At 42.0% G+C, this 12,397-nt stretch carries 11 protein-coding genes; 5 read left to right on the forward strand and 6 right to left on the reverse strand.

What is annotated here, in order from left to right:
- Window positions 1–13 precede the first annotated feature (13 nt).
- Complete coding sequence (gene atpD / locus AX660_RS05615; protein WP_068373726.1) at window positions 14–1,399, forward strand: F0F1 ATP synthase subunit beta; 1,386 nt, start codon at window positions 14–16, stop codon at window positions 1,397–1,399.
- A 49-nt stretch (window positions 1,400–1,448) separates the two neighbouring features.
- Window positions 1,449–1,862, forward strand: coding sequence for a F0F1 ATP synthase subunit epsilon (locus tag AX660_RS05620; protein WP_068373729.1), 414 nt, complete (start codon window positions 1,449–1,451; stop codon window positions 1,860–1,862).
- Between the two features lie 122 nt (window positions 1,863–1,984).
- On the opposite strand, the gene AX660_RS05625 is transcribed toward AX660_RS05620, so the two are convergent.
- From AX660_RS05625 to AX660_RS05640, 4 genes are read right to left on the reverse strand one after another with little or no spacing between them, the layout of a single operon-like run.
- On the reverse strand, window positions 1,985–2,767 hold the full coding sequence (locus AX660_RS05625) for a L,D-transpeptidase family protein (protein ID WP_068373731.1): 783 nt from the start codon (window positions 2,765–2,767) through the stop codon (window positions 1,985–1,987).
- Window positions 2,755–3,858 (reverse strand): dipeptide epimerase, encoded by a 1,104-nt coding sequence (locus tag AX660_RS05630; RefSeq protein WP_068373734.1) that lies wholly within the window; start codon window positions 3,856–3,858, stop codon window positions 2,755–2,757. The genes AX660_RS05625 and AX660_RS05630 overlap by 13 nt, the downstream gene beginning before the upstream one ends.
- Window positions 3,859–3,882: 24 nt before the next feature.
- On the reverse strand, window positions 3,883–5,298 hold the full coding sequence (locus AX660_RS05635) for a C40 family peptidase (protein ID WP_068373737.1): 1,416 nt from the start codon (window positions 5,296–5,298) through the stop codon (window positions 3,883–3,885).
- A 60-nt stretch (window positions 5,299–5,358) separates the two neighbouring features.
- On the reverse strand, window positions 5,359–6,246 hold the full coding sequence (locus AX660_RS05640; protein WP_068373740.1) for a BadF/BadG/BcrA/BcrD ATPase family protein: 888 nt from the start codon (window positions 6,244–6,246) through the stop codon (window positions 5,359–5,361).
- A gap of 235 nt (window positions 6,247–6,481) precedes the next feature.
- Here AX660_RS05640 and AX660_RS05645 point away from each other — a divergent pair, with 235 nt between their 5' ends.
- The 3 genes from AX660_RS05645 to AX660_RS05655 all read left to right on the forward strand — a co-directional run bounded on the left by AX660_RS05645 (window position 6,482) and on the right by AX660_RS05655 (window position 9,717).
- A complete protein-coding gene (locus tag AX660_RS05645; RefSeq protein WP_068373743.1) occupies window positions 6,482–7,804 on the forward strand; it encodes a hypothetical protein in 1,323 nt (440 codons plus the stop codon).
- A 67-nt stretch (window positions 7,805–7,871) separates the two neighbouring features.
- Window positions 7,872–8,648 (forward strand): hydratase, encoded by a 777-nt coding sequence (locus tag AX660_RS05650; protein ID WP_068373746.1) that lies wholly within the window; start codon window positions 7,872–7,874, stop codon window positions 8,646–8,648.
- A gap of 193 nt (window positions 8,649–8,841) precedes the next feature.
- On the forward strand, window positions 8,842–9,717 hold the full coding sequence (locus tag AX660_RS05655) for a DMT family transporter (RefSeq protein ID WP_068373749.1): 876 nt from the start codon (window positions 8,842–8,844) through the stop codon (window positions 9,715–9,717).
- 267 nt (window positions 9,718–9,984) lie between these two features.
- Here the strand turns inward: AX660_RS05655 and AX660_RS05660 are convergent, their stop codons facing one another.
- Together AX660_RS05660 and AX660_RS05665 are read right to left on the reverse strand one after the other, a co-directional pair.
- A complete protein-coding gene (locus AX660_RS05660) occupies window positions 9,985–10,581 on the reverse strand; it encodes a hypothetical protein (RefSeq protein ID WP_068373752.1) in 597 nt (198 codons plus the stop codon).
- 283 nt (window positions 10,582–10,864) lie between these two features.
- Entirely contained in the window at window positions 10,865–12,388 is a 1,524-nt protein-coding gene (locus tag AX660_RS05665; protein ID WP_106404045.1) for a serine hydrolase, read from the reverse strand.
- Window positions 12,389–12,397: the final 9 nt, after the last annotated feature.

Below are 12,397 nucleotides of genomic sequence, written 5' to 3' on the forward strand. Positions count from 1 at the left end.
AAGAGGAATTAACATGAGTCAAGGTAAGGTCGTCCAAATCATTGGCGCCGTTGTGGATATCGAATTTCCACAGGATTCGGTTCCAAAAATATATGACGCATTGCGTATTACCGAAGGTGATCTGCAAGGTTTGACCCTAGAAGTACAACAACAACTAGGTGGTGGCGTTGTAAGAACAATCGCCATGGGTACTACTGACGGTTTACGTCGTGGTCTTGCGGTCATGAACACTGGCGAAGCTATTCAGGTTCCTGTCGGTAAAGCGACTTTGGGCCGCATCATGGATGTATTAGGTAATCCTATTGATGAAGCGGGTCCAATCGGTGAAGAAGAGCGTATGTCTATTCACCGTGCAGCACCTACATATGAAGAGCAATCAAACTCAACTGAACTATTAGAAACTGGTATCAAAGTTATCGACTTGGTATGTCCGTTTGCTAAGGGTGGTAAAGTTGGATTGTTCGGTGGTGCTGGTGTTGGTAAAACCGTAAACATGATGGAGCTTATCCGTAACATCGCTATCGAACACAGTGGTTATTCTGTATTCGCGGGTGTAGGTGAGCGTACTCGTGAAGGTAACGATTTCTATCACGAAATGAACGAATCCAACGTACTAGATAAAGTATCTTTGGTATACGGTCAGATGAATGAGCCTCCAGGAAACCGTTTGCGTGTAGCATTAACAGGTTTAACCATGGCTGAAAAATTCCGTGATGAAGGCCGTGATGTATTGTTCTTCGTAGATAACATCTATCGTTATACCTTAGCCGGAACAGAAGTATCAGCCTTGTTAGGTCGTATGCCCTCTGCGGTAGGTTATCAGCCAACTCTTGCAGAAGAGATGGGTGTATTGCAAGAGCGTATCGCATCGACTAAAACAGGTTCAATCACGTCGGTTCAAGCGGTATACGTACCAGCGGATGACTTAACGGATCCATCACCTGCAACAACCTTTGCTCACTTAGATGCAACAGTTGTATTGTCACGTGATATCGCCTCTTTAGGTATTTATCCAGCGGTTGATCCTTTATCTTCAACTTCGCGTCAACTTGACCCATTAGTTATTGGTCAAGAGCACTACAATACAGCTCGTGGTGTGCAATCAGTATTGCAACGTTATAAAGAGTTAAAAGATATCATTGCTATCCTAGGTATGGATGAGCTTTCTGAAGAAGATAGATTGTCAGTTTCAAGAGCACGTAAAATTCAGCGTTTCTTGTCTCAACCTTTCTTCGTTGCAGAAGTATTTACTGGCTCACCAGGTAAATATGTCTCTTTGAAAGATACTATCAGTGGTTTTAAAGGCATCTTAGAAGGCTCTTACGATCACCTTCCAGAGCAAGCTTTTTACATGGTAGGCTCTATCGAAGAAGCCTCGGAAAAAGCCAAAAAAATGTAGTTCGTATCTACTAGATACGTAATAACATTCACCCTGATTAGGAGGTTTTGTGGCGATGACAGTACAACTAGATGTAGTAAGTGCAGAAGATAGTATATTTTCTGGGCTTGTCGAGTCTATTCAAGTCACAGGTAGTGAAGGCGAGTTAGGGGTTAATCCTGGACATGCGCCTTTGTTAACTACTTTGAAGCCAGGCATGGTGCATATCGTTAAGCAATTTGGTGAAGAAGAAACCATCTATATTGCTGGTGGTGTGCTTGAAGTTCAGCCAAGTCATATCACAGTATTAGCGGATACCGCTGTACGTGCTGAAGATTTAGATGAACAAGCTGCCCTTGAAGCGAAAAGACGTGCTGAAGAACATATTGCAAATCCAAGTGCAGACTTTAATTACGCTGAAGCGGCAATTGAGCTGGCTGAAGCGGTTGCACAGTTAAGACTTATTCAAAAACTTCGTAAGTAATTGAATAGTTAAAATTATTGAACTTAATATGTTCCATGTGAAACCCGACGAAAGTCGGGTTTTTTGTTTATCCAGCGAAGCTGGCTAACGCGTCAGGAATCGATCTTTGAAATATCCATTTTCTACTTGGAAAGATCCGGCAAACCCCAAGCTTGTTGTTTTTTCAAATATTCTGCTTTAGGTAGGGCCACGTAACGTGGTGATTTTTTAGGATCAAGCCAAGCTAACAGTTTGTCCATATCGGGCTCTGCCATAGACGTACAACCGGCGGTAGCCACGCCAGGGCCGAACCATAAATGTAAGAAGATACAGCTGCCCTGCCCGCTAATATTGGCGACATTGTGGTCGAGCACTATGCCCTTTTTATACACCGTTTGATTATTATTGTGAATGTCACGGCGCATGGGTTCAGTTGAGTCTTTTACTGCTTCTTTGCCAACACGTTCTTCATCCACAATCTGGTTGTACAAGGGAGAACCGTTCACATCAATGCAATAGTTACTTGCTGACATGGGGCTATAGGGCATGGCAGTATCAAGCTTAGGTAAATAACCAAAGGTTTGACTTAAGTCGAATACACCTGCAGTCGCTTTACCATCACCTTCCTGTTTGTAGTAACCCGGCTGAGCCGAATGTAATCCAAGACCCCAGGCCAAGCCTGTGCGGCCTAAATTTACTGGAAAAGCTCTATCAACCTCATGCCACTTACCCTCCAGCCATTCAAATTTTTGTAAAGTGGCTGTGGTCGCCTCCCAATTATCAGATACCACTAAAACGAGTTGTTTAGTATCAACTCGCTGTAACAAAGGTAATTCATTTTTGGGTGTTTGGGCACAGGAAATAAGCAAACTAGTGAATGCTAGAATGCTCAATCTGATAGTGTTGCGAATACTTAAAAAGGCCATGTGAGTTCCTGTAATCCGTTGATGCTTTCTATGCCAAGACCTGGGCCCTGACTTAAGGTAATGTGAGAAAAATTGAAGTTGACCCCGCCTTGAACAGGATCATATTTGCCTAATGCTGGGCCATCTAAATCTATTAGACTAATGCTAGAGCTTTTAGCGCTCGCAAGGTGAGCCGCTGCAGCAACGCCTATACTACCTTCCAACATACAGCCTATCATACAAGGGATATTATGCAGCTCGGCCAGGTCAGCGATTTTAATGGCTTGGCTTAAACCGGCAGATTTCATCAGTTTAATATTGATGATATCAGCAGCACCACTATGAATAAGCTCAATGACTTGCAAGGGAGAAAACGCACTTTCGTCGGCCATAATGGGAGTCGTTATTCTTTGACTGATATAACGCAAACCATCAATATCTTTGCTTTTAACCGGCTGTTCAATTAATTCTAACTCAACTCCCAAGTGTTCAAGTTTTTGCATGGCGTAAACAGTTTGTTTTGCCGTCCAACCCTGATTAACGTCTAATCTTAAGATGGCACGTTTTGCGACATCTTGATAAATTGCCTCCACCCTCGCAATATCATTTTCGATGTCGGTGCCAATTTTGATTTTTAGAATATCAAAACCTTGGCTGATAGCCAGATTGGCATCGGCCAACATTTTGTCAATGTGATCAACACTAATGGTTACGTCAGTGCGTAATTGGCTTTTACCGCCGCCTAATAGCTTAAATAAAGGTAACTGATAAAGTTTCCCCCACAAATCGTAGATAGCGATTTCTAGAGCGGCTTTGGCGCTGTTATTGGCTACGATGGCATGCTGAATTTTATGGCAAATACTATTGATATCCTCAACGTCCATACCAATGATTTGTGGGCCGATAACATTGTTGATTGCAAAGTATACTGAACCATGGGTATCGCCAGTAATTACAGGAGTCGACGCTGCTGATCCATAACCTACTGCGCCACTGTCTGTTTCCACTATCACTACTAAATCAGTAATGTTTTCAACGGTACGCATGGCTGTTTTAAATGGCGTGATTAAAGGCACGATTAACTTTGCAAAACGAATAGCGGTGATTTTCATTGTTACTTTTTGTCCTTGCTCGTATTACAAAGTGATGCGTTTAATATTGTAAATTCTATCCACATAAGTCGTTGATTTATTTAAATGCAAAGTAACTAATGGGGTAACTGATACCGCATTTAACACTCCAGTATAGAACTCACCATCTGGCTTCCAGTAAGCTAAACCCTTTACATCGTGGATCACAAAAGGTTGGCCCTTATCGTTACCCAAATACATCATTACGTGGCCAGGTATATAGATTAAATCACCAACGTGCATGTTGTTTATCACAGCTAGTTTACTGGTTTCATCACTATCTTTGTCAAACCTAAAATTAGTACCGTATTCGCCTTGGCCTTGTTGGCCTGAATTGCGTGGCATTAAAATACCAAAAGTTTTATAGATTTCACCGACAAAACCGGTGCAATCACGGCCATTATAATCGTGGCCCCAACCATAACGTTCACCCAAAAATTTAAAGGCTTGAGCAATAATGTTTTCCGGCGTGTAGGCCAAATAGCCTATATGCACATCTTGAGTAAGCCCAATTAACGCAATAAGAATGCTTAGGCTGCCATCTGAATTACGTGTTGGCAGTTTAACTTGATAAGTGGCTGCGGTACTTTGTTGGTACATTTCACCTTGCTGATCTGCGTCAGCCACTAAAGGTAACTTGACCCCCATGTCGAGTTGTATTTGAGAGATCCCTGGCTCTGCTGGCACATGATTGGTCATCACTTTAGCGCCAGTGACGACTAAAAAGTGGGTGCTTGTACTAAATTCTTGAATCACTTGTTTGTCGCCAATGGCGATGCCTTCGGTCGGAACCCAAGCCAAATAATTATAGTTTTGCACCAACAACCATTGCCCATCAGCACTATGATGCAATATGGCAACGACTTCACCCGGGAACACAGCAGTTTCTTGAAAACGGTCTAAATCTAAATCCATTTCTTCGTTAAAAACACGATCTAAAGTGGGGAAGGTACGTAAAACCGAACGTGTTGCCACTAAACCAAAGCGAACAGGGTTGTTAGGTTTGAGCGCCGCAATGTTGAGGTTATCCACGTAAACTTTAAAATCTTGCTCTGTTAAGGCCTTACCATCGGCATAAAAACGCGCACCACTAGGAATACTGCTGATGGAACTAATGCGCTCTACTAAGTTAGCTTTAGTTAAGCTGGCAGGGATACTTAATGGATCAACCATATGGGGATTGGTAGCAAAAAGCTGCTCATTAAAGGATGCAACTTCAGAGTTTTTCATCGACATACCCTCGTCACTTGTCAGTTTTGCCTGCCAATATTGTGCATTTAATTGTTTGATGCTGAGATCAGGAATATTAATGGCGCTGTGCGCTGTCCAACTAGCAACACTCACAGACAACATTAACAATAGTTGCCAATAAGCTTTGTACACTTGCTTAGGTGTAGCGAAAACCTTAGGTTTGAAAAACATAATAATTACTCATCAGTAAAATGGTCACAAAGTGGGAGCTGTTTAACTGTGTTATTAATATTAGCAGGCCATTAGTTCGGGTGTTTGCAATAGACGCATTGCTCCCCACTCTGGACCCGCTTGTGCTTTAACAATTCGTTGGCGCAACTCTGGGCTAAACCAATGTTCAATAGAGGGGGCTAAGCCTCCCATTAAAACCATAGACAACGAAGTGCCATGTAAGGTCCGCAAACACAACTTATCTAAGTAGGCAGCGCCTTCTTTGACTAAATTAAGGGCGCTTAGATCATGTAATAGAGCGAGCTCGATAATATCAGGTGCTAAAGTGGCAAATTGGCTTGGGCTAGCGTTAATCATAGTTTGTACCAAAGCAGCGCTGGAATTAAGGCCAAGTTTATTGAGTACCATGTCATGTAAGTCAGACAAGGGAATTAGGCCGTCAAGCGCCTCAAGTGTCGACGCTACTGCTGCGCGACCAAACCAGGCTCCACTGCCCTTATCTCCAAGGACAAAGCCATGACCGCCAAACTGAGTCAGTTTATTATTTTGCATACGTGCAGCAGATGATCCTGTACCAACAATAAGCAGGGCTCCTTCATTTCCACCATGAGCACCATAACAGGCGGTCATTAAATCACTGGTGGCGCTAAAGCTGGCAAATGGATGTTTCCACGATTTTAATTGGCTATTAACACTCGGCACACAGGCTCCCGCTAGTCCTGCACCCACTTGTAAACCAGCCATACTGTCGCTGCCTAAGCCTGCATTTATTAGCGCAAGCCGTACGGATTCGACAATAGAAACTAAGGTGTTAGAAAAGTCTCGAGCTGCATTAGCTGAACCAGCAATTCCTTGGCTCAAGACTGCACCCTTGGCGTTAAATAAAATGGCACTACACTTTGAGCCGCCGCCATCAATACCCACATATAAAGGGGTGTTGTTAGTCATTATATTGTCCTTAAACAATATTGTATTCCAAATAAAAGCCTAACATAGGAATATTTATTTCAACAAGTTAATAGTGTAGTAAACTAGAAATAGTTACCAAAATGAGCAATATTGGCTTCATAATTATGTTTTACAAGACCTTAACTCACGCTATTTCTTGACGAAGACTGTTTGTCGTAGTTTACTAATAAATTATTCTTGAAAAAGCACTATTAGTGAATATGGTGAGTTTGTGATGAAATTAAACACGGCTTTATTTTGGCTATTGTATTTAGTCTTACAGTTGAATTTAGTTTCGCAAGTACAGGCGCAGTCAAATGAGTCCATAACTCAAGAAGTGCGCGATTTTTATCCTCTCGTCATGAATGCCCATCCCTATTTACCATCTAACCAGCAAGACCATAAAATAGGTGCTAATTTACCTATACGTAAGCCGCTAGAGGCCAATTATCTAAATGCTAAAGAAATTAATTATTTTAAGCCTGGCTGGGAGTTGAGGGTTGCAAGTGATTGGGACTTTTTTAGTGCTAGGCCCGAAATGGGCAAAATATTGGTAATTGATTTTAAGCAAACGTCAGCAGAGCCTGGAAGCAATTTAGCTTATCGCTATCTCGCCAACCATAATAGTCAGAATGACTTGTATGAGCCTTGGAGTTCGTCGAAAATTTTTGCCTATACCGCGGCCATCGCTAGAGTTAGGCAAACTCTACAAATAGGTGCCAATAGTAGAGCGGGTGATGTACCTATTGCAGACTTAATCACCAGTATTCATAGTTATGAGCCTTTTGGTAAAGCCGATGGTAACTCTAATGCTATAGCCACTTATTTTGCCAATATTGCTGGCAGAGATGGACTGACTGCTTTATTCCATGATCAGTGGTTAATGTTAGCAAACCCGGCCATTCGTTTTCGTGGAGCTTACGATAATGATGCCTTTGCTCCGCAAGATGGTCTGTGGCACAGCGGTGAGCAGGCTTTCGAAGTACCCGCTTACGCAAAAAGTAGCGATGATCCTGGTCATCAGACGTATCGCTGTGAACATTGTGGTTTGACCGGCAACAAACCCATGACCACTTTGGCTCAGGCAGAATGGCTTAAACGGCTCGCTTTGCATGAGCGTGAACCATTAACTCGCCATCCTTATTTAGAATCGGTGGATCTAGAAGTATTATTTTTTGGTACTGGTCGTTCTCAATCTGCCAAACAAGTGGGCGGTATGATACAAGGTATTAGCCTCATGTTACCTAAAGCTATTGCGCTGGCGATATCAGGTGACGAGAATGCAGATCCTAAACAAGTATTAGAAGAGGCGACTCGTGGGCATTGGCGTATCTGGCAAAAAATTGGTTGGGGACCCAGTGAGACTCGTGGTAGCGGAGAAAACGTGGTACTTGCTCATGTGAGTTTACCCCATTATCAGGGAGGTAAAGAATTTACGATAGCTGCACAAACTACTGCACCAGGTGATGGGGAGATTTATGTAAACTATGCCGGCATTAAGATGCAGGCGCTGTTAAGCCAAAGCTTGCAAGAATTATTTAATTCACCGCAGCCCTAGTGCATTAAATCTGGCTTGTGGCAAACTGCGCCAACTTACCTATTTTGTTAACTTTCTAAGGCTAAAAATGAGCTCTACTCAAGGTGTTGAACAAGCTGCTACTACATTGGTTTCTAGACGTATCGCTGGTGGACAAGGTGACGTGCTTTGTACCGACCATCGTCCCAGTGATAATGAGCAGGCCTTTACGATCCAAACAGAGGTCAGTCGTCAGTGGTGTGAACAAGTTAACGACAGCATAGGTGGTTGGAAGTGCTTACAGCCTATTGACGGAAGATGGGTCGTCGCGCCGATTTTTACCAGCACTATTAATACTATTCCTCCAATTCCAGTGTGGCCTACTAAGCAAGTATCACGCATCGAACCTGAGTTAGCTTTTTATTTTGCTCATGACTTGGCGGTTCGTGATGAACCCTATTTGGCCCATGAAGTTGACGCAGCCATTAGCCGCACTCATATGGCACTGGAGCTCATTTATAACCGCCATGCCGACCCAACTCAGTGTACTCACTTTGATAACTTAGCCGATGGCTTGGTGAATCAGGGTTTGTTTGTTGGCCCTCAAGTGGATACAGAGCACGCCATCCAAGCGAGCCAATTTGAGATAACAGTGAGTTATAAAGAACATACACAAACTTATGAAGGTAAACATCCCAATGGCCTGCCAAGAACTCCTTTGTATTGGTTAGTTGAGTTTTTACGTCAACAAGGCATGGGCATTCAAGCGGGTCAGGTAGTGATCACTGGCTCCTACGCTGGCGTTATTGACGTACCTTTAGACACTGAGATTAAACTTGAATATCAGGGTTTAGGTGAGATGCAGGTGAGATTTATCAGTAAGTAATTTATTGCTACGAAAAGTTACTACATCCATTTGTTAAATTGGCAAAGGTTACCAAATTATTCCTAGATGAATTAGGTAACCATTTTGCATAATCTGTAAGTCCTAGCTTGCTATTATTGAGTTAAATTAACAAAGTCATATACTCGTTTTAGTTAAATTATTTCATTCTCCCATTGTTCAAATACGGACTAAAATGACCTGGATTTTCTTAACGTTGTTTGCCACTTTTATGCAGGCTTGGCGCAACGCTTTTCAAAGTCAATTAAGTGAAAACCTAAGAACTTCAGCCGTTACACTGGCGCGTTTTATTTGGGCTGGGCCATTGGCTGCTTTGTACCTGTATCTGCTTTATTATTTTTTGCCAACGGCAATTCCCATTTTTCCTCCAAAGTATTGGTTGTATTTATGTGGTGCAGCCGTCATGCAGATCACGGCTACTAGCTTGATGGTGATATTATTCAAAATGAAAAATTATGCTATTGGTGCGGGACTAGCAAAAAGCGAAGCCGTTGTGGCTGCGGTCTTAGGTGTGGTGTTTTTTGGTACAAGCCTTTCGTTAACCGGCTGGCTTGGCATTCTATTAGGCGCTATTGCCGTCTTTTATCTAAGTATGGCTGGTGGTATTAAATCGGTATCTTGGCCTATCGTAGCGATTGGCTTAGCTTGTGGTAGTTCGTTTGCAATCGGATCTTTGTGGATAAGGGAAGCCTGTTTAAGTTTGCACATTGGCTTTCCCTATAGCGCGGCTTGGGTATTGTTAATGTTAGTTTGTATGCAAACCCTGATTTTGCTCGGCTACTTGTTGCTCCGCGATAAACAAACTTTAAAGTTTCTTTGGCAACAACCTAAACTCACCGTTTTGACTAGTGTCAGCAGTTGTATGGGCGCGATCGCATGGATTAGTGCGATGTCGATTCAAAATGTGCCATATGTAAAAACCTTAGGACAAATAGAGCTCTTTTTTACGATGTTGATTTCGGTTTATTGGCTAAAACAAAAGCCCAAAATAACAGATATCTTGGGCTTAGTATTGATAGCGGTCGCCGCTGTATTGGTGATCTTGGCTTAAGAAGACTGCAATCAATGAGACTCATGGCGTTAACGGCTTTTAGTGTAATAGCGCACACCAAAACCCTTGTTAAATCATTCCTGCAGCGCAACCTTTTGTTCAATAAGTAACGTAGATGGTATTTTTATTCTTTATTACTTTGAATTTTCCAAAGTATTAAAGAAGTGCAATTTAAGTTGGGTTTCTATAATTTGATATTATGTAAATATAGAAAGTTCGATGTCAAAGACAGAGCGAACTTGTAATTATTCGGGTATTTACTTAACTTTAAACTGTACGTCTTGAACGCAAACTCATTGCTATTAAACCTAAAGATAAAATCAAAGCGGTAGCTGGAGCCGATACAGCGGTTACATTCGCAGAGTAAGTTCTATCATTTCCCGCTATCGTGACTATATCGCCAACCGTAGGATTATAACAAACACCACCAGCACACCAACCAACACTATCACCTAATCCGTGTTCATAGGCGACCTTTGCTGTGCCAATATATAAACCCAGAATATCGCCAGCTCGAACAAAATCACTACCTGAATCAGGATTAAAATCGAAAACATTGAGACCAGCATTTACCACTTCAAAGTCGGTGCCAATTATTTTGTAATCATCGCCGCCAATGCCTCGTAAAAGCAACAAACCTAAAGTACCTTCGTTGTGTGTAAAAACTTCCCAACTTTTCACAATGGCATCTTGATTAAAAATCTCAGAAGTCAAACCTACAACAAAATTTGACCATCCGTCTGCATAAGTTCGTTCTATTGCTTCGTTACCAACTATTAGACTTGATTGAGCAGAAAGGCTTACCGTTAATAGTACAGTGGCAGCCACAATGTTTTTAAATAAACGATTACAAATGGTATTCATTAATAGGTTCTCCGATAATTTTTCAAAAATGCAGTTAATAGTTATCTATTAACACAATGAAATACAATATTATGCAAAAGCACAAATCGGGCCAATATGATTTTTTGTTAAATTACAGATAGTTATGTTATTTTTTGTTTCTTTTGTGGAAAATGTGTAAAAAAACAAGACATCTTAAAATAGGTGAGATTAATTAAATTCAATTTTGTAAGGGTTTTGCTCTACGGGATCCACTGTTTGTTAAGGGCACTAAGATAAATTTACATGCTTGCCTCTTAATACCTTATTTAACTTTACTAAAATCCAGATCCTGAAAGTCGTAACTAAAATCAATGTCACTTGATTCTGGTGCGATGGTCATGCCGTTGATAATACCTGCCGTGTCACGTTTAAAGCTGATAATAGCATCGGCTTCGAGGCTGCGGTCGTGCCAGCGGACCAACAATTTTCCTTGATCTAGCTCATATAAATTACCCACAAATTTTTCGACTCGCAAAGAGCGAATTTGCAAACTGGTATCTTTGGTTTTTGTGCTGGTTTCAATGATAAAACGGCCTAACCAGGGATCGTCATACGCACCTATATAATCCTGACTGGCAGGATTTCTAAGGGTAAGCGCTTTGTTGGTAGCTTGAACACTGCCTTGCTTAACTGAGTTAGTACTTGGTTTGGGGCTAAATTCAGCTAACCAGTCAGTTTGTGTATCCCCTAAATAGGGTTTCATCACGGTGTACATTAAGGCACTGCGTGCGGCGCTGGATTGCTGATTGGTTAACACCACAATACCTAGTTCCAGTTCAGGAAACAGACTGACAAAAGAATACATGCCAGCCAAACTGCCGGTGTGGTGAACCTGTAAATAACCATCCATATCATTGATACGCCAACCTAGACCATAAGCGCTAAAGTGACTGTTATCACGCCTTTTGCTGGTGGCCGACAGGGGCATAATGGTGTGGGCTTGCCACATTTGTTTGTGCTGAGCTGCCGAAAACAGAGTTTGTTTATCGTCTATTTTACCTTGGGCTAGCTGTACTTTTACCCAAGCCAACATATCGTTTAGGCTGCATTGAATCCCACCAGCGGGTGCAGATACACTGGGTTTATCCTGATCTAATTTGCGGACAATGGTTTGTAATTTGCCAGCTACAATTCCGTGCGGCGTGGCGACATCACCTTTATATTGCTCGCTGACGTTACCAGCAAAACAACGTTGCATACCCAATGGTTGCATAATGCGTTGTTCTACAAAGTTTTCCCATGAGTTGCCGGTGACCGCAGGAATTAGCTCCCCTGCAACGATATAGAGTAAATTGTCGTAGGCATAATCGGCACGAAATTCACCAGTGGGTTTAAGGTAACGTAAGTTGTGCAGTACTTCTTGGCGCGTAAAACTCGAAGGCTCAGGCCATAACATTAAATCACCGGCACCTAAACCTAAACCACTGCGATGGGTGAGTAAGTCGATAATATTAAAATGCTCACTGACCCAAGGATCGTGCAGTTTAAAATCAGGTAAATAGCTTTGAATTTTGCCATCCCAACTCAGTTTTCCTTCGTCGACCAATATGGCTAAGGCTGCGGCGGTAAAGGCTTTGGTATTAGAGGCAATTTTAAAAATACTGTCGGCATCAACTGGCTCTTTTTGCCCGAGAGTTTTAACGCCATAACCTTGTGCTTGAATAACTTTGCCATTTTGAATAATGCCAATTGCTGCACCAGGTATCTGAAATTTTTCCATGATTTTATGCACATTTTCATCTGTCGATTGCGACGATGAAACTTCAGCATTGGTGTTATTACTCATAGCTAATCC

Source organism: Paraglaciecola hydrolytica (assembly GCF_001565895.1).
GTDB classification, from domain to species: domain Bacteria; phylum Pseudomonadota; class Gammaproteobacteria; order Enterobacterales; family Alteromonadaceae; genus Paraglaciecola; species Paraglaciecola hydrolytica.

Excerpts from the sequence above, each read along its gene's own strand:
- AX660_RS05625 (WP_068373731.1), bottom strand. The coding sequence starts at position 2,767 with ATGGCCTTTTTAAGTATTCGCAACACTATCAGATTGAGCATTCTAGCA.
- AX660_RS05630 (WP_068373734.1), bottom strand. The coding sequence starts at position 3,858 with ATGAAAATCACCGCTATTCGTTTTGCAAAGTTAATCGTGCCTTTAATC.
- atpD (WP_068373726.1), top strand. The coding sequence starts at position 14 with ATGAGTCAAGGTAAGGTCGTCCAAATCATTGGCGCCGTTGTGGATATC.
- AX660_RS05660 (WP_068373752.1), bottom strand. The coding sequence starts at position 10,581 with ATGAATACCATTTGTAATCGTTTATTTAAAAACATTGTGGCTGCCACT.
- AX660_RS05650 (WP_068373746.1), top strand. The coding sequence starts at position 7,872 with ATGAGCTCTACTCAAGGTGTTGAACAAGCTGCTACTACATTGGTTTCT.
- AX660_RS05645 (WP_068373743.1), top strand. The coding sequence starts at position 6,482 with ATGAAATTAAACACGGCTTTATTTTGGCTATTGTATTTAGTCTTACAG.
- AX660_RS05640 (WP_068373740.1), bottom strand. The coding sequence starts at position 6,246 with ATGACTAACAACACCCCTTTATATGTGGGTATTGATGGCGGCGGCTCA.
- AX660_RS05635 (WP_068373737.1), bottom strand. The coding sequence starts at position 5,298 with ATGTTTTTCAAACCTAAGGTTTTCGCTACACCTAAGCAAGTGTACAAA.
- AX660_RS05655 (WP_068373749.1), top strand. The coding sequence starts at position 8,842 with ATGACCTGGATTTTCTTAACGTTGTTTGCCACTTTTATGCAGGCTTGG.
- AX660_RS05665 (WP_106404045.1), bottom strand. The coding sequence starts at position 12,388 with ATGAGTAATAACACCAATGCTGAAGTTTCATCGTCGCAATCGACAGAT.